This window comes from Tsukamurella conjunctivitidis, assembly GCF_007858475.1.
Lineage (GTDB): Bacteria > Actinomycetota > Actinomycetes > Mycobacteriales > Mycobacteriaceae > Tsukamurella > Tsukamurella conjunctivitidis.
Genome location: NZ_VIGX01000001.1, coordinates 692,130 through 708,217, shown reverse-complemented (window position 1 = coordinate 708,217; position 16,088 = coordinate 692,130). Strand labels below are relative to the sequence as shown.

Here is a 16,088-nt window from a genome sequence, read left to right as displayed (position 1 = left end):
GGGAAGACATGACTAGAACTTCTGTTCGATCTACTCTCAGCGTAGATCCGCGATCCTAACGCCGTCAAGCGTCGAGGTAGGAGAGGTTTCGGAACGGCGATGCACCCGGCGCATCACGCGATCGTCGCAGCTCACAGCCGTTTTCCGCGGTGAGGTGATGCGCCGTGCTCGGGCGACGACTATCAGCCCACGCGATCCGGATCGTGGTGCGCCGAGGCGGCGGCGACGGGCGAGAGGTCCGCGGTCGCCGGGTCGACGGTCGGCGCCTTGGTGATCAGCTTGTGCCCCCACCACAGCCCGACGAACAGGATCAGCGCGGCGTAGGTGGTGAGCAGCAGGCCGAGGCCGCCGCTCTCGCCGCCGCGGACCGCGACGTAGTACTGGCCCGCGATGACCGCGACGGACATCAGGAGCGCGACGATCGGTCCCGCGGGGTACAGCCACGCCTTGTAGGGCAGCTCGTCGAGCGAACGCCCCTGCGCATTCCAGGCCCGGCGGAACCGGTAGTGCGCCCACGCGATCCCGATCCAGGTGACGAAACCGGCCACGGAGGACGCCGCGACCAGCGCGGTGTACGCGGCGCCGTCGCCGACGAAGTTCGTCAGGAAGCACAGCGCACCGATGGCCACCGTCGCCGCCGTGGCCACGAAGGGCACGCCCGACCGGGACACCTTGGCGAAGACCCTCGGGGCGTTGCCCTCGACGCCCAGGCCGTACAGCGCGCGGGTGGCCGCGAACAGGCTGGCGTTACCTGCCGAGAGGATGGCGATGAGGATGACCGCGTTCATGATCGACGCCGCGGCATCGATGCCGGCCAGCTTGAAGACCAACGTGAACGGCGCCACCGCGACGTTCTCCTCCGAGGCGTCCAGCAGCTCGGGGCTGGTGTACGGGATGAGGAAGGCGATGATCGTCAGCGTGCCGATGTAGAAGACCAGAATGCGGAAGAAGACGGTGCGCACCGCGCGCGGGATGGCGCTCTTGGGCTCGATCGCCTCACCCGCCGCGACGGCGATCATCTCCGTGCCCTGGAAGGCGAAACCCGCGATGAGGAAGACCGAGAGCATGCCCAGCGGCCAGTCCACGAAGGGCGCGTCGCCGATGGTCCAGTTGGAGAAGCCGGGGGCCGGGCCGTCGCCGACCACGCCCAGCACCATGAGCACGCCGACGATGAGGAAGATCACCACGGCGATCACCTTGATCGAGGCGAACCAGAACTCGGCCTCACCGAAGGCCTTCACCGCGAACAGGTTCAACGCCAACAGGCCGGCGAGGAAGATCAGCGACCAGATCCACGAGGGCACGTCGGGCAGCCAGAACTTCATGATCAGGCCGGCCGCCACCACCTCCGCGGCCAGCGTGATCGACCAGTTGAACCAGTAGTTCCAGCCGGCCGCGAAACCGAAGGACTTGCTGACGAACCGGGTGCCGTACTCCTCGAACGGGTTGCTGCACGGCATGTACGCCGACATCTCGCCGAGGCTCTGCATGAGGAAGAAGACCATGACGCCCATGAGCGCGTAGGCCAGGAGGGCGCCACCGGGGCCGGCCTTACTGATCGTGGCGCCGGACGCCACGAACAGGCCGGTGCCGATCGCGCCACCGAGCGCGAGCATGCTGATGTGGCGACTCTGCAGTCCCTGGCGGAGGGAGTCGTCTGGGGTGATTCCAAGCGGGCTGGACACCCGATGAGAGTAGCGACCCCGACACCACTCCGGTTAGCATTCGCAGCGTCATGTTCTCCTACGACACCCGATCCGCCCTCGCGAGCGCCGCCGATCTGGTGAACACCGCTCCCGACACGCGCACGGAACGCCCCGAGCGGCTGCCCGACGTGGCCGCACTCCGTGCGTTCGTCGAGCGCTGGGGCTGGACCGGCCCCATCCCCCTGCGCGAGGACGAGCTGGATCGCGTGCACGCCGTGCGCCGCGTCCTGCGCGGCCTGTGGGATCTGGCGGGCGACGAGGCCGGCACCGTCGACCTGGTGAACCGGATGCTGCGCGACGCGGCGGTCCTTCCCCAGCTGGTGCGCCACGACGACTGGCCGTACCACCTGCACGGCTGGAACGACGCGACGCCGATCGCGGAACGCTTCCTCGCCGAGCCCGCGATGGGCATGGTCGACGTGGTCCGCGCGGGCGCCCTCGACCGGCTGCGGCGCTGCGCCGCGCCGGACTGCGCCGGAGTGCTCGTGGACTTCAGCCGCAACAGCTCCCGGCGATTCTGCGACGACGGTTGCAACAACCGCTTGAACGTGGCCGCGTACCGCGCGCGCCGGGCCTGACCCTTAGGATCAACGGCGTGGCGGAATCGACGGGTGCGGGCGGAGCGATCAGGGGCGTTCCCGGGCCCGATTACCTGGTCGCCGGGCGGTACCGCCTGACCTCCAAGATCGGCGGCGGCGGCATGGGCGCCGTGTGGCTGGCACGCGACGAGCGCCTGGAACGCGACGTGGCCGCCAAGCAGGTCATCTCCACCGAGGGCCTCTCCCAGGAGGAGGCCGACGAGCTGCGCCGGCGTGCCCTGCACGAGGGCCGGCTCGCGGCCCGGTTGCAGCACCGCAACGCCGTCGCCATGTACGACGTGGCCCTCGACCGCGGCGAGCCCTGGCTGGTGATGGAGTACCTGCCCTCGCGCTCGCTCGCCCAGGTGCTGCACATGACCGGCACGATGCCCGAGCGGCAGGTCGCGCAGATCGGTGCCCAGATGGCCGACGCCCTGGTCGAGGCGCACGAATCGGGGATCATCCACCGCGACATCAAGCCCGGCAACATCCTCATCGCGAACCGGGGCCGCGCGTCGGGCACCGTCAAGCTCTCGGACTTCGGCATCGCGCGGGCCAAGGGCGACGATGCGGGTCCGACCGGGATCATCACCGGCACGCCCGCCTACTTCGCGCCCGAAGTTGCCCGCGGCACCGAGCCCTCCGAGGCCTCCGACCTGTACTCGCTGGGTGCCACCCTGTACACCGCGCTCGAGGGCGCGCCGCCCTTCGGCGTCGACGAGGACTCGATCGCCCTGCTGCACAAAGTGGCTCTGGGGCAGATCAATCCGCCCAAGAGCGACGGCCCGCTGATCCGCGTGATCCTGGACATGCTGCAGCCGAGCCCCAAGCGGCGGCCCTCGCTCGCCGAGGCACGGGACCGGCTCGCCGCGGTGGCGGCGGGCGGCGGCAACCCCGCGGCGATCCTCACCGCACCGCTACAGGCGACCGAAGGGGCGCCCGCGGTATGGCTCCGACGGTCCGCTGGCGAGCGGTCCGCGGCCTCGCCCTCCGAGCGCGGTTCGACGGTGCGATCGGCCTCCGGTCCGATCGAACGCAAGCGCCCGATCCCGCCCGCACCACGGCCCAGCACCTACGTGCCGCCGCCGGTGGCGCCCCCGTCGGGGATGTCGAACACCGTTCTCGCGGCGTGGATCCTCGGCGGCTTCATCGTGCTCGCCGCGATCATCGCGGGCGTCATCATCGCGCTGGGCTGACGCCGGGCGCGGTCAGTCCGCGAGGTGGCGGGTGTGCGCCCACCGGGTGAGGGCGTTCCGGTTGCTCTGCTGCGTCTTGCGGAGCACGTTCGAGGCGTGCGTCTCGACGGTCTTGACCGAGATGAACAGATCCTCGGCGATCTCCCGGTAGGTGTAGCCGCGGGCCAGCAGCCGCAGCACCTCCAGCTCGCGCGGGGTGAGCGAGTCCAGCTCCGGGTCCAACGCGGGTTCGGGCACCGGCGAGCGGCCGGTGAAGGAATCGAGGACGAAACCGGCGAGCCGCGGCGAGAAGACCGCGTCGCCCTCCGCCACCCGGCGCACCGCATCGGCCAGCTCCTCGCCCGAGATGGTCTTGGTGACGTAGCCACGGGCGCCCGCGCGGATCGTGGCGATCACGTCCTCCGCCGCGTCGGAGACGCTGAGCGCGAGGAAGACCGGCGCCTTCTCCAGCTTCGCGCGCGGCGCACCGTCGGCCACACCGCGCAGGACGGCGACACCGCCTCCGTCCGGCATGTGCACGTCCAGCAGCACCACGTCGGGGGCGGCCGAGAGGATCCCCGCCACGGCCTCGCCGACGGTGCCGGCCTCGCCCACCACCTCGATGGAATCCTCACGGGCCAGTTCGGCGCGCACGCCGGACCGGAACACGCCGTGATCGTCGACCAGGAACACCCGGTAGCTCACGCACTCTCCTCCGCTGTCTCCGGCGCGACCGTCTCGTCGCCCTCGGCGAGCCTCGCCATCGACAGCCGCACCTCGGTGCCCCGGCCCGGGGCGGTACGGACCGCGACGCTGCCGCCGCGACGCTCCATCCGGGACCGGATCGACTTGGCCAGGCCCTGCCGGTCCGACGGTACCCCGTCCGGGTCGAATCCGACGCCGCGGTCACGCACGTAGACGCTCACCGAGGTGTCGTCGACCTCCGCGTAGGTGTCGATGCTCTCGCAGCCGGAGTGCTTGGCCGCGTTCACCATCGCCTCCTTCGCGGCGCCGAGCAGGGCGGTGAACCGATCGTCGACCCCGAGTTCGGCCCCCTCGATGTCGCCGACGGTGATGACGTCGACCGCCACGGAGTGCGCATCCTCGACATCGGCCGCGGCCGCCTTCAGCGCCGCGGCCAGGGACTGCGCGGGCGCCTCGGACCCGCCGAACAACCACTCACGGAGCTCGCGCTCCTGGCTGCGGGCGAGCCGCTTGACGGCGGCGCCGTCGGCGGACTGCTTCTGGATGAGGGCCAGGGTCTGCAGCACCGAATCATGCAGGTGCGAGGCGATCTCCTCGCGCTCGATGGTGCGTACGCGGGCGGCGCGCTCGGCGCCGAGATCGCGCCACATGCGCACCCAGATCGGCACGGTGAGCAGCGCGACGCCCACCAGGGTGAGCACGACGGCGGCCAGCGCCGTCGGGATCGCGGCCACGTCGACGCGGCCCAGGAAGACCACGGCGAGGCCCACGATCACCAGCGTGACGCCGCCGAGCATCCGCAGCCAGGTGATGAGCCGGGAGCCGGCGCCGATCGTGGCCGTCGGTGTCCGGGCGGAATCCGCCTCCCTCCAGACGAGAGCGGCGCCGATCCCGATGACGAGCACGGGGACCACGAAACCGGCGCTGGTACTGCTCGCGACGGAGGCGAGGGTCGCTGCGCCGACCACGCCGAGGACGGCGAGCGCGAGGCCCTGGCGGCGTTCGGCCGGGTCCGGGTGCTGCGTGTCGGTGCCCGGGCGGCACATGAACCACAGCAGTGCGTACATCACCACGCCCGCGCCGAGCAGCGCGAGCAGGGTGAAGGCGATGCGGACCTTGGTGGCGTCGACGCCGAGGTGATCGGCGATGCCGCCGCACACGCCGCCGATCACCGCGCCGCCGTTGCGGCGCTGCAGACGGGGATACGACGGTGCCGGGGCGGGCTGCACCGGCGGCGGGACGACCGAGGGACGGGTGACGGCGGGCCGGGCTGCGTTCACAGCACCGGGCGCGGGCGCGCGGAGGCCGGCGGCAGACGCCTGTTCCGCGCCCTGCTGCCACCCCTGCTGCCAGTTCTGCCAGCCCTGCTGCCACGCCTGCTGGCGAGCCTGCTGCCGCGCCCACCGGCGCTCCGCTCGTCTGCTCATGATCCCTCGATGGTGGCACGGATACCCGGCCGCCGGTATCGGGGAAGCCCCTGAAAGTTCACCCCGACCCCGAGGCCGCGCCCTGCGATTTCAGGGTAGATCCCGATGGACCGGGGCCGCCGGGGCCCGCAGGATCAAAGGCATGGATACGACAACCCTCTCCAGCCAGCTCCGGCAGATGTGGGAGACCAGGCCGCTCCGGGCCCGCAACGCGCCGATCGCCGGCGTGTGCACGGGCTTCGCACGCCGCTACCAGGTGGACGTCGCGCTGGTCCGCGCGGCCTTCATCGGTGCGACGGTGCTCGGCGGGCTCGGTTTCGTCGCCTACATCGTCGGCCTGTTCGTGCTCCCGAAGGAGTCCGAGTACGCCTACGGCACCCCCGTGCAGCGCTCGGGCCCGCCGACCTTCGTCCTCATCATCGCGGCGGTCCTCGCGGTGACCATGGGCAGCGGCATGAGTTCCTCCTGGCCCGGCGCCGGGCTCATCAGCCTCGCACTGCTCCTGGCGGGCTGGTACGCGCTGCATCAGCGCCTCCCCGTGCCCCCGCCCGGCACCGCCGTCTCCGCGCGGCTCGCGCCGCAGGCGCCCGTCGGGGCCTGGCAGCCGCCCGCGGCGCAGTTCCCGTGGCAGCCCGTGTGGTCGCCGCCCGCCGGCGCGGAGCCGACGGCGCCGCCGCAGGCGCCGGAGGGCGACGAGACGCCGAGGCCCGCACCGGAGCCCGGCCCCGCGACCGAATCGGCGGCACCGTCGACGCCCCTGAACCTGCAGAAGGCGCCCGCCCCCGAGCCCGCGCCGCGCGTGCAGACGCAGGTGACCGAGGAGATCCACCCGCCCCGCTGGGACCCGTTGGGCGCTGCGCCCTTCGCGTGGGACCTGCCCGAACCGGCGGCGGCGCACGCTCCGGTACCCGTGCAGCCCAAGCGCCGCACCCGGGTCACCCCCGTGACGCTCGGTATCGCGCTGCTCACGGCGGCGGCGATCGCCACCGTCAACCTCGTTCTCGGCGTATCGATCTCGCCCGTCGTGGCCGCAGCCATCGTGCTCGCCGTCGTGGGCGCCGGGCTCGTCGCCGGTGCCTTCCGGCGCAGCGGCTACGGCCTGCTCGCCGTCGCGATCCCCCTCGCGGGTTTCGTCGTCGTGGGCACGATGGCGCAGAACGTGATGAGCGGCTTCGCCGACGCGCCGCGGGGCGACCGGCAGTTCACCGTCGCCGACCCGAACTCCCTGCAGGAGCAGTACATCCTGCAGGCGGGCACGCTGTCGCTCGATCTGCGGGGACTCGCCCTGGACCACGACCGCACGCTGACGACCCGCGTCGGCGTGGGCGAGACCAGGATCCAGGTCCCGCAGGACATGAACGTCAAGGTGCGCTGCACCGTCACCGTGGGTGATGCGCAGTGTCCCGACGGCCTCAACGCGACGCCGAAGCCCGGCGCCCCGACCCTGACAATCGACGCCCAGAACAACGTGGGCAGTGTGGAGGTGGACCGTGTCCGCTGAGAAGACCACGGCCGGTAAGACATCCGCCTCACCCGCCCTGCTCGTCGCCGGGATCGCCGCGCTCGCCATCGCCGCCTGGGCGATCGTGGGCGGCCCGCGCCTCGTGGACGCGGGCACCCTGCTCGGGATCCTCGCGATCGGTGCGGTCGTGGTGGCCGGGGTGACGCTGATCAGGCCCCGAAGAGGCTCCGATTCCGCTCCGCCCACTGCGCCAGGCTCATCGGCGGACGGCCACTGAGTTCCTCGACCAGCGAGTTCGCCTCCTGCCGGTACCGGCGGGAGGCGTCTTGCAGGTCCAGGTACCAACTCGCCATGTCGCCCATCTCGGGCCGCAGCGCCTCCTCCGCCTCCTCGCGGCTGATCTGCTCGAAGGCCACCTCGCGGCCGATGCCCTCACCGATCTGCGCGGCCATGTCCACCCGGGTGAGGAAGCTCGGCCCGGTGAGCTCGTAGACCTTCCCGACGTGCGGCGCCCGCTCGTCGGCGGCGAGGAGGGCCGCGGCGACGGCGGCGATGTCCTGCATGGCGATCGGCGCGCTCCCCGCATCCGGGTAGGGCTCACGGACGACGCCGCCGGAGACCTGCCCCGCCCAGCCCGCGAAGTTCTCCATGAACTCGCCGGGGCCCAGCACCGTCACGTCGATCCCGCTCGCGAGGATGGTGTCGGTGAGCGCCTGCCAGTGGGCGCTGCCCGAGGTGGCGACCACGTACTGCACACCCGCGTCCTTCGCCCGCTGCAGCACCTCCGCCGCCGTCGGCTCGTAGGGCGCGAGGTACATCCCCGTCACGCCCTCGAAGGCACCGTCGAGCGTCTCGGGCTTGCCGATGAAACCGCAGAACGCCTCCACGCCGCTCGGTAGCGCCGCCTTCGCGGGGTCGTTGGTGAGCGCGCGGATGTCCGTGACACCCCTCGCCACCAGCTCGTCGACCACTTTCCGCCCGATGTTGCCCGTTGCACCCGTCACCAGAATCGTCATGGCGTCGACGGTACCGAGACCAGCGGTCAGAACGTGACCGTTATTCCCATTCGATGGTCCCCGGCGGCTTGCTCGTCACGTCGAGCACCACGCGGTTGACCTCCTCCACCTCGTTGGTGATGCGGGTCGAGATGATCTCGAGCGTCTCGTAGGGCACGCGCGTCCAGTCCGCCGTCATCGCATCCTCGGAGCTGACCGGGCGCAGCACGATCGGGTGGCCGTAGGTACGGCCGTCACCCTGCACGCCCACGCTGCGGACGTCGGCGAGGAGCACGACGGGGCACTGCCAGATCGTGCCGTCGAGCCCCGCGGCGGTGAGCTCCTCACGCGCGATCGCGTCGGCCTTGCGCAGCAGGTCGAGCCGGTCCTTGGTGACCTCGCCGACGATGCGGATCGCCAGGCCCGGCCCGGGGAAGGGCTGACGGCCGACGATCTCCTCCGGCAGTCCCAGCTCGCGGCCGACCGCGCGCACCTCGTCCTTGAACAGCAGGCGCAGCGGCTCGACGAGGGTGAACTCGAGGTCCTCCGGCAGGCCGCCGACGTTGTGGTGGCTCTTGATGTTGGCGGTGCCCGCGCCGCCGCCCGACTCCACCACGTCGGGGTACAGCGTGCCCTGGACCAGGAACTCCACCTTCGTGTCCGCGTTGCCGACGACCTCGCTGACCGCGCCCTCGAAGGACCGGATGAACAGCTCGCCGATGGTCTTGCGCTTGGTCTCCGGATCGCTGACGCCCGCCAGGCGGTTGAGGAAGGTCTCCTCGGCGTCGACGGTGACGAGGCGTGCGCCGGTCGCCGCGACGAAGTCGGTCTGCACCTGTTCGCGCTCGCCCTGGCGCAGCAGGCCGTGGTCGACGAAGACACAGGTCAGGCGGTCACCGATGGCCTTCTGCACCAATGCGGCCGCCACAGCCGAGTCGACGCCACCGGACAGGCCGCAGATCGCCAGGCCGGTCTCGCCGACCTGCTCGCGCACGTCGGCGATGAGCTGCTCGGCGATGTTCGCCGCGGTCCAGGTGGGGGTGAGCCCGGCGACCTCGTAGAGGAAGCGCGTGAGCACCTCCTGGCCGTGCGGGGTGTGCAGCACCTCGGGGTGGTACTGGACGCCGGCCATCCGCTTGTCGACGTTCTCGAACGCGGCGACCGGGGCGCCGGGCGTCGACGCCACCGTCGAGAAGCCCTCGGGCGCGACCTGGACCGCGTCGTTGTGGCTCATCCACACCGGCTGCTCGGCCGGAAGTCCCACGTGGAGGACACCGTCGCCCGTCGGCGTGAGCGTGGTGCGCCCGAACTCGCGGCCGCCCGTGTTGGCGACGGTGCCGCCCAGGGCCCGGGCCATCATCTGGAAGCCGTAGCAGATGCCGAAGACCGGGACGCCGAGATCGAAGACCGCGGGGTCGAGGTTGGGTGCGTCCTCCGCGTACACCGACGCGGGACCGCCCGACAGCACGATGGCGGCGGGGTTCTTGGCGCGCACCTCCTCGGCGGTGATGGTGTGCGGCACCACCTCCGAGTAGATCCGCGCCTCGCGGACGCGGCGCGCGATGAGCTGCGCGTACTGCGCGCCGAAGTCGACGACTAGAACGGGGTTGGGTGAGGAGTCCGTCACCCGGCTCAGTCTAGTCGCGGTCGGCGGCGCGCTCCGACATCAGGGCCGGTCGTCAGGGCACGTCCACCAGCTCCCACAGCGGCACGTGGGCGTACCAGGGGAACTCGTCGGGCGTCACTCGAACCGCACGCCCGGCGAGGATCGCCTCGTTCTCGCCCCGCGCATGCGGCGAGAGGACGTCGATCGCGGCCTCGGCGACGCGCTGGAGGTCCACCCCGTCGAACCGGGCCCAGAGCACCCGGCACCGTCGGTCCGCGGGCGGTGTGCCGGGGTGTTCGACCTCCCACTGCCGCAGCAGCGAGGGGTCCTCCGGGGAGCCGGCGAACTCGAACAGCGCCGCGCTCGCGCCGAGCCGCTCGCCGATCGACGCGGTGACGCGGTGTTCGTCGTCGGGCCGGATGAGGACGGTGACGAGGGGGAATCCTGCGGACATGCGATCACGCTACGGCGCAGGGGCCGCCCGGGTCATCAGGGTTTTTCCGGGTTCCGCCCCTGATGACGCCGGTTCTACGCCTCGCGGCGACGGACGATCTCGGCGATCCAGACCGGCGCGAAGGGCGAGGTGCACCCCTTCGACACCGGGTAGTCCGCGAGCACCCGCAGGTCCTCCCCGATCGCGATCGCGCGGGCGCGGCGGGCCTCGTCCTCGATGCCGATGGTCGCCAGGGTCTCGTTCATGGCCCACTGCAGCTTCGGCTCGGCGCCCCGCATCTCGCGCTCGATCTCGTCCAGGAGCTCGTCCCGGTCGAGGTCCGCGGTGGTCACCGCGTGCGTCGTGAGCGTCCAGCCCGCCGCCCGGACCCGCGGGTCCGCGTCCTCGAACCAGCGCGTCCGCAGCGCGGCGGCGTGCGGCGACTTCTTCACCAGGTAGTTCAGCAACCAGTCGTGCGCCTTGTCGCTGCGGGTGGAGCGCAGCATCGCGTCGAGCTCGTCGGCGGTGAAGGCCTTCGGCTTCGCGATGAGCAGGGCCACCAGCTGGGCCGCCACGTCGCCCGAGTCCCACAGCTCGCCGGCCAGCTCGCGGTCGGTGCCGAGCGACTTCGCGATCGCCCGCAGCTTCGTCAGGTTCACGCCGTGCGGGTCGCCGTGCCGCTCGTTGACGGCCCGCGCCCTCGGGTCCTCCAACGCAGCCAGCTCGGCCACGACCTCCTCGACTCGCGTCATGCCCCGAGGTTAGCGCTGCCGAGATTCGGGTTCCACGAGTGCTCGCGGCAAGATCCCGCCGCGAAGCGCAGTAGAACCCGAAACTCTGAAACCGCGCCGATCAGGCCTGCGAGTCGGCGTCCTGCGCGGCCCGCGCCGGCCGCACCGTGGGCAGGGGCAGCAGCAACTGGCCGGGCGCGCCCGCGGGCACCGCCGGCGACGTCGGCGCGACCGGCGCGATCCGCTGGTAGCCGGTGCCCTGCGCGGGGCGCGGGTCCTGCTCGCCCTTGTTCGGCCACAGCGACGCGGCGCGCTCGGCCTGCGCCGCGATCGACAGCGACGGGTTGACGCCGAGGTTCGCGGAGATCGCGGCGCCGTCGACGACGAACAGCGACGGGTAGTTGTGGATCCGGTGGTACGGGTCGATGACGCCGGTCTCCGGAGTATCCGAGATCGCCGCGCCGCCCAGGAAGTGGGCGGTCATGGGGACGTTGAAGATGTCGCCCCAGGTACCGCCGGCGACGCCGTTCAGCTTCTCCGCGCCGATCCGGGCGGCCTCGTTGCCCGCGGGGATCCAGGTCGGGTTCGGCGCGCCGTGGCCCTGCTTGGAGACCATGCGCCGCTTCTTCGACCCCGGAATCTTCTTGGTGTACGTGGTGATCGAGTTGTCGAGGCTCTGCATCACCAGCAGGATCAGCACCCGCTGGCCCCAGTTCTTCTGGGTGAGCAGCAGTTTGAGGTCCGAGGGCTTCTTCGCGAGCCCCTTCACGAAGCCGCCGAGGCGGGTGCGCCCCTCGCCACCGTCGACGAGCAGGGTCTGCAGCAGGCCCATCGCGTTGCGGCCCGGGCCGTACCGGACGGGCTCGATGTGGGTGTCGGGCGTCGGGTAGAAGGAGCTGGTGATCGCGACGCCGTGCGAGAGGTCCTGGGACGGGTCGGCGACCGTGCGCGCCGAGCCGAGGATCGACTCGGAGTTGGTGCGGGTCAGCACGCCGAGCCGGTCCGAGAGCTTCGGGAGCGCGCCGGTGTCCTTGAGCGAGTGCAGCAGCGTCTGGGTGCCCCAGGTGCCGGCCGCGAAGACCACGTTATCGGCGGTGTAGACGGTCCGGTTCTTGCGCGCGACGGCACCGGTGCGCACCGTCGAAACCTCCCAGACGCCCTTGCGGCCCTCGCGCAGCCCGGTCACCGTCGTCATCGGGATGAACCGCGCGCCGCCGGCCTCGGCGAGGTGGATGTAGTTCTTCATCAGCGTGTTCTTCGCGCCCACGCGGCAGCCCGACATGCACTGGCCGCATTCGGTGCAGCCCGTGCGGGCGGGGCCCGCGCCGCCGAAGAAGGGATCGGCGTCGGTGCGGCCCGGCTGGTTGAAGTACACGCCCACCGGGGTCTCGGTGAACGTGTCCGCGACGCCCATCTCCTCGGCGATCTGCTTGATCACCCGGTCCGACGGGGTCTCGTGCGGGTTCTTCACCACGCCCAGCATCCGGCGGGCCTGATCGTAGAACGGGCTCAGCTCATCGTCCCAGTCCGTGATGTCGCGCCACTGCGGGTCGTTGAAGAACGGCGCCGGCGGCTTGTACAGCGTGTTCGCGTAGTTCAGCGAGCCGCCGCCGACACCGGCGCCGGCGAGGACCACGGCGTCGTTGAGCAGGTGGATCCGCTGGATGCCGTACAGGCCCATCTTCGGCGCCCACACGAACTTCTTGAGGTTCCAGGTGCTCTCGGCGAAGTCCTCGTCCTCGAACCGCTGCCCGGCCTCGAGCACGCCGACGCGGTAGCCCTTCTCCGTCAGGCGCAGCGCCGTGACGCTGCCGCCGAACCCGGAGCCGATCACGAGCACGTCGAAGTGATCGCCCGACTTCTGCTTGACTGCCTTGGCCATCTGGCACCCCTCACCCGTCCGTGGTGGACATGTGTCACCGGGCCGCGGCTGAAGCGGCCCTACTGACGGGTAACGGTACTACTAAACTCCACTCAATAACAGGCCTTCGCGCTCAGTACGCGACGTTGAGGCCCACCTTCTGGAACTCCTTGAGCTCGCTGTAGCCGGCCTTCGCCATCGACCGACGCAGGCCACCGACCAGGTTCATCTGCCCGTTCGGCTCCGTCGACGGGCCCGTGAGGATGGTGGACAGCGACGGCGCGGTACCCGCGGCGGCCCCCTCGCCGGCGTCGAGCCCTCCGAGCTGCGCCGGTGCGACGGCGCCGCGCGGCATCGACGGGTGCGCGGCCACGGACGGCCAGTACCAGCCCTTGCCCGGCGCCTCGGCGGCGATCGCCAGCGGCGCGCCCAGCATGGTGGCGTCGGCGCCGCACGCGATCGCGCGGGCGACGTCGCCGGAGCTGTAGATGTCGCCGTCGGCGATCACGTGGACGTACCGGCCGCCGGTCTCGTCGAGGTAGTCCCGGCGGGCCGCCGCCGCGTCCGCGATCGCGGTCGCCATCGGCACACCGATGCCGAGCACCTCGCGGGTGGTGGTGGCGCCCTCCGCGGAGCCGTAGCCGACGATGACGCCCGCGGCGCCGGTGCGCATGAGGTGCAGCGCGGTGCGGTGATCGCTCACGCCGCCCGCGACCACCGGGACGTCCAGATCGCCGATGAAGGTCTTGAGGTTGAGCGGCTCCCCCGCCGAGTCCTCGGCCGAGACGTGCTCGGCGGAGATGATCGTGCCGTGGATGACCAGCAGGTCGATGCCCGCCTTCACCAGCACGGGCGTCAGCTCGCGGGCGCGCTGCGGCGAGACGCGCACGGCCACCGTCACGCCGGCGTCCCGCACCCGGCCCACGGCCGCGGCCAGCAGCTCGGGATCGAGCGGCGCGGCGTGCAGTTCCTGCAGCCGGCGGATCGCCGCGATGCCGGTGATGTCGGACGCCGCCAGGTCGACGACCTGCTCCAGCTGCGCCTCCGCGTCGCGGTGCCGCGAGAACAGGCCCTCCGCGTTGAGCACGCCCAGGCCACCGAGCTTGCCGAGCTCGATCGCGAAGTCGGGCGAGCCGATCGCGTCCGTCGGGTGCGAGAGGATCGGGGTGTCGAAGCGGTACGCGTCGAGCTGCCAGGCGGTGGACACCTCCTTCGAGGAGCGGGTGCGCCGCGAGGGGACGATGTTCACGTCCTGCAGCTCGTAGGTGCGCCGGGCCGTGCGACCCATGCCGATCTCAACCATGTCGCGCAACGCGCTCAGTCCTTCCGGTTCCGGAGCGGCCGCTCCGAATGTGCCTGTTCAGCAGGATGTGCCTGTTCAGCAGGTCTAGCGCGTGGTGTAGTTCGGCGCCTCGACCGTCATCGTGATGTCGTGCGGGTGCGATTCTTTCAGACCCGCGGCGGTGATCTGCACGAACTGGGCGCGGTTGAGGTCGGCGATGGTCTGGCTGCCGGTGTAGCCCATGGCCGCACGGAGGCCGCCGGTCAGCTGGTGGATCACCGAACCGAGGGGGCCGCGGAAGGGCACGCGGCCCTCGATGCCCTCGGGGACCAGCTTGTCCTCGGAGAGGACGTCGTCCTGGAAGTAGCGGTCCTTGGAGTAGGACTTGCCCTGGCCACGGCCCTGCATCGCGCCGAGGCTGCCCATGCCGCGGTAGCTCTTGAACTGCTTACCGCCGACGAGGATGAGCTCGCCCGGGGACTCCGCGGTGCCCGCGAGCAGCGAGCCGAGCATGGCCGTCGAGGCGCCGGCCGCGAGGGCCTTGGCCACGTCGCCCGAGAACTGCAGGCCGCCATCGGCGATCACGGGCACGCCCGCCGCAGCGCACGCCGCGGTCGCCTCGAGGATGGCCGTGATCTGCGGCGCTCCGACGCCCGCGACGACGCGGGTGGTGCAGATGGAGCCGGGCCCGACCCCGACCTTCACGCCGTCGACACCGGCCGCGACCAGGGCCGCCGCGCCGGCGCGGGTGGCGACGTTGCCGCCGATGAGCTGCACGTCGTCACCGATCTCGTGCTTGAGCTTCTCGATCATGTTGAGCACGCCGCTCGAGTGGCCGTGCGCCGAGTCGACCACCAGCACGTCGACGCCGGCGTCGCGCAGGGCCATCGCGCGCTCCCACGCCTCGTCGCCCGCGCCGACCGCCGCACCGACCAGCAGGCGGCCGTCGGAGTCCTTGGTGGCGTTCGGGTGCTGCTCGGTCTTGACGAAGTCCTTGACCGTGATGAGCCCGGTGAGCTTCCCGCTGCCGTCGACGATGGGCAGCTTCTCGATCTTGTGCCGGCGCAGCAGGCCCAGTGCGGCCTCGGCGGTGACGCCCTCCTGCGCGGTGATCAGCGGCGCCTTGGTCATGACCTCCGCGACCGGGCGGTCGAAGTCGACCTCGAAGCGCATGTCGCGGTTGGTGATGATGCCGACCAGCGTGCCCTTCTCGTCCGTGACCGGCAGGCCCGAGATCCGGAACCGGGCGCACATCTCATCGACCTCGCGCAGCGTGTTCGATGGGCTGCAGGTGACCGGGTCGGTGACCATGCCGGCCTCGGACCGCTTCACGGTCTCGACCTGCTGGGCCTGCGCATCGACGGAGAGGTTGCGGTGCAGCACGCCCATGCCGCCGTTGCGGGCCATCGCGATCGCCATCCGCGCCTCCGTGACGGTGTCCATCGCCGAGCTGATGAGCGGCACCTTCAGCGTGATCTCGCGGGTGAGCTTGGTGGAGATGTCGACCCCCGACGGGATCACGTCGGAGGCGGCGGGAACGAGGAGGACGTCGTCGAAGGTGAGGCCGAGCATGGCCACCTTGGCAGGGTCGTCGCCCCCGATGAAAACGTTGCCGGATGCGGGCGCGGAAGAGGCGGAGCGCGTCATGTATCCATGGTACGCGGCGGATTCCTGCGCTCGTACAGCGCGTGTGACTGGCCTTCCCCCGGCATTCCTGCGTACCGTGGGGGCGTGCGCAACAATCTTCCCCCCGGCCTCCCGCCGGACCCGTTCGCCGACGATCCGAGCGACCCGACGGCCGCGCTGGACTCCCTCGACCCCGGTCAGCCGCTCGATCCGGCCGAACGACTCGCCGTCGAGGAGGACCTCGCGGACCTCTCCGTCTACGAGGCCCTGCTCGCGCACCGCGGCGTCCGCGGCCTGGTGATCTGCTGCGACGACTGTCAGGAAGATCACTACCACGACTGGGACATGCTGCGCGCGAACCTGCTGCAGCTGCTCGTCGACGGCACCGTCCGGCCGCACGAGCCCGCCTACGATCCGGCGCCCGACGCGTACGTCACCTGGGACTACTGCCGCGGTTACGCCGACGCGGCGATGAACCTCGCGAACGAGGAGTGACAGGGC

Annotated in this window: 15 protein-coding genes; 5 read left to right on the top strand and 10 right to left on the bottom strand. The window is 71.4% G+C overall.

Features of this window, described 5'->3' with window-relative positions:
• Nucleotides 1–182: 182 nt before the first annotated feature.
• Nucleotides 183–1,685, bottom strand: coding sequence for an amino acid permease (locus FK530_RS03400; RefSeq protein WP_146485524.1), 1,503 nt, complete (start codon nucleotides 1,683–1,685; stop codon nucleotides 183–185).
• 50 nt (nucleotides 1,686–1,735) lie between these two features.
• On the opposite strand from FK530_RS03400, the gene FK530_RS03395 reads away from it, so the two are divergent.
• Both FK530_RS03395 and FK530_RS03390 read left to right on the top strand, forming a co-directional pair.
• Nucleotides 1,736–2,284, top strand: a complete 549-nt coding sequence (locus FK530_RS03395) for a CGNR zinc finger domain-containing protein (protein ID WP_146485523.1) — start codon at nucleotides 1,736–1,738, stop codon at nucleotides 2,282–2,284.
• A gap of 17 nt (nucleotides 2,285–2,301) precedes the next feature.
• Nucleotides 2,302–3,480, top strand: a complete 1,179-nt coding sequence (locus FK530_RS03390) for a serine/threonine-protein kinase (protein ID WP_146485522.1) — start codon at nucleotides 2,302–2,304, stop codon at nucleotides 3,478–3,480.
• A 12-nt stretch (nucleotides 3,481–3,492) separates the two neighbouring features.
• Here FK530_RS03390 and FK530_RS03385 read toward each other — a convergent pair whose 3' ends face one another.
• Both FK530_RS03385 and FK530_RS03380 read right to left on the bottom strand, forming a co-directional pair.
• Nucleotides 3,493–4,164 carry a LuxR C-terminal-related transcriptional regulator gene (locus FK530_RS03385; RefSeq protein WP_146485521.1) on the bottom strand — a complete coding sequence of 224 codons (672 nt, stop codon included), beginning with the start codon at nucleotides 4,162–4,164 and terminating at the stop codon, nucleotides 3,493–3,495.
• The gene (locus tag FK530_RS03380; protein ID WP_231706475.1) at nucleotides 4,161–5,591 is read right to left on the bottom strand and encodes an ATP-binding protein; all 1,431 of its coding nucleotides are present in this window, start codon (nucleotides 5,589–5,591) and stop codon (nucleotides 4,161–4,163) included. Before FK530_RS03380 ends, FK530_RS03385 begins: the two co-directional genes overlap by 4 nt.
• A gap of 142 nt (nucleotides 5,592–5,733) precedes the next feature.
• Here FK530_RS03380 and FK530_RS03375 point away from each other — a divergent pair, with 142 nt between their 5' ends.
• Nucleotides 5,734–7,092, top strand: a complete 1,359-nt coding sequence (locus FK530_RS03375) for a PspC domain-containing protein (protein WP_158645016.1) — start codon at nucleotides 5,734–5,736, stop codon at nucleotides 7,090–7,092.
• On the top strand, nucleotides 7,082–7,330 hold the full coding sequence (locus FK530_RS03370) for a hypothetical protein (RefSeq protein ID WP_191834197.1): 249 nt from the start codon (nucleotides 7,082–7,084) through the stop codon (nucleotides 7,328–7,330). Before FK530_RS03375 ends, FK530_RS03370 begins: the two co-directional genes overlap by 11 nt.
• Here the strand turns inward: FK530_RS03370 and FK530_RS03365 are convergent.
• From FK530_RS03365 to guaB, 7 genes are all read right to left on the bottom strand, one after another.
• Entirely contained in the window at nucleotides 7,263–8,069 is an 807-nt protein-coding gene (locus tag FK530_RS03365) for an SDR family oxidoreductase (protein WP_146485519.1), read from the bottom strand. The two genes, FK530_RS03370 and FK530_RS03365, sit on opposite strands and share 68 nt — an antisense overlap.
• 40 nt (nucleotides 8,070–8,109) lie before the next feature.
• Nucleotides 8,110–9,675 carry a glutamine-hydrolyzing GMP synthase gene (guaA, locus tag FK530_RS03360; RefSeq protein ID WP_191834196.1) on the bottom strand — a complete coding sequence of 522 codons (1,566 nt, stop codon included), beginning with the start codon at nucleotides 9,673–9,675 and terminating at the stop codon, nucleotides 8,110–8,112.
• A 52-nt stretch (nucleotides 9,676–9,727) separates the two neighbouring features.
• The gene (locus tag FK530_RS03355; protein WP_146485517.1) at nucleotides 9,728–10,108 is read right to left on the bottom strand and encodes a hypothetical protein; all 381 of its coding nucleotides are present in this window, start codon (nucleotides 10,106–10,108) and stop codon (nucleotides 9,728–9,730) included.
• A 74-nt stretch (nucleotides 10,109–10,182) separates the two neighbouring features.
• The gene (locus FK530_RS03350; RefSeq protein ID WP_146485516.1) at nucleotides 10,183–10,839 is read right to left on the bottom strand and encodes a DNA alkylation repair protein; all 657 of its coding nucleotides are present in this window, start codon (nucleotides 10,837–10,839) and stop codon (nucleotides 10,183–10,185) included.
• 100 nt (nucleotides 10,840–10,939) lie between these two features.
• A complete protein-coding gene (locus FK530_RS03345; RefSeq protein ID WP_146485515.1) occupies nucleotides 10,940–12,700 on the bottom strand; it encodes an FAD-dependent oxidoreductase in 1,761 nt (586 codons plus the stop codon).
• 112 nt (nucleotides 12,701–12,812) lie between these two features.
• Nucleotides 12,813–13,991, bottom strand: coding sequence for a GuaB3 family IMP dehydrogenase-related protein (locus FK530_RS03340; protein WP_146485514.1), 1,179 nt, complete (start codon nucleotides 13,989–13,991; stop codon nucleotides 12,813–12,815).
• Between the two features lie 75 nt (nucleotides 13,992–14,066).
• Entirely contained in the window at nucleotides 14,067–15,608 is a 1,542-nt protein-coding gene (guaB, locus tag FK530_RS03335; protein ID WP_146485513.1) for an IMP dehydrogenase, read from the bottom strand.
• A gap of 84 nt (nucleotides 15,609–15,692) precedes the next feature.
• On the opposite strand from guaB, the gene FK530_RS03330 reads away from it, so the two are divergent.
• Entirely contained in the window at nucleotides 15,693–16,082 is a 390-nt protein-coding gene (locus FK530_RS03330; protein WP_068522523.1) for a DUF5319 domain-containing protein, read from the top strand.
• Nucleotides 16,083–16,088 lie beyond the last annotated feature (6 nt).

Excerpts from the sequence above, each read along its gene's own strand:
- FK530_RS03345 (WP_146485515.1), bottom strand. The coding sequence starts at position 12,700 with ATGGCCAAGGCAGTCAAGCAGAAGTCGGGCGATCACTTCGACGTGCTC.
- FK530_RS03395 (WP_146485523.1), top strand. The coding sequence starts at position 1,736 with ATGTTCTCCTACGACACCCGATCCGCCCTCGCGAGCGCCGCCGATCTG.
- guaB (WP_146485513.1), bottom strand. The coding sequence starts at position 15,608 with ATGACGCGCTCCGCCTCTTCCGCGCCCGCATCCGGCAACGTTTTCATC.
- FK530_RS03375 (WP_158645016.1), top strand. The coding sequence starts at position 5,734 with ATGGATACGACAACCCTCTCCAGCCAGCTCCGGCAGATGTGGGAGACC.
- FK530_RS03365 (WP_146485519.1), bottom strand. The coding sequence starts at position 8,069 with ATGACGATTCTGGTGACGGGTGCAACGGGCAACATCGGGCGGAAAGTG.
- FK530_RS03355 (WP_146485517.1), bottom strand. The coding sequence starts at position 10,108 with ATGTCCGCAGGATTCCCCCTCGTCACCGTCCTCATCCGGCCCGACGAC.
- FK530_RS03380 (WP_231706475.1), bottom strand. The coding sequence starts at position 5,591 with ATGAGCAGACGAGCGGAGCGCCGGTGGGCGCGGCAGCAGGCTCGCCAG.
- FK530_RS03350 (WP_146485516.1), bottom strand. The coding sequence starts at position 10,839 with ATGACGCGAGTCGAGGAGGTCGTGGCCGAGCTGGCTGCGTTGGAGGAC.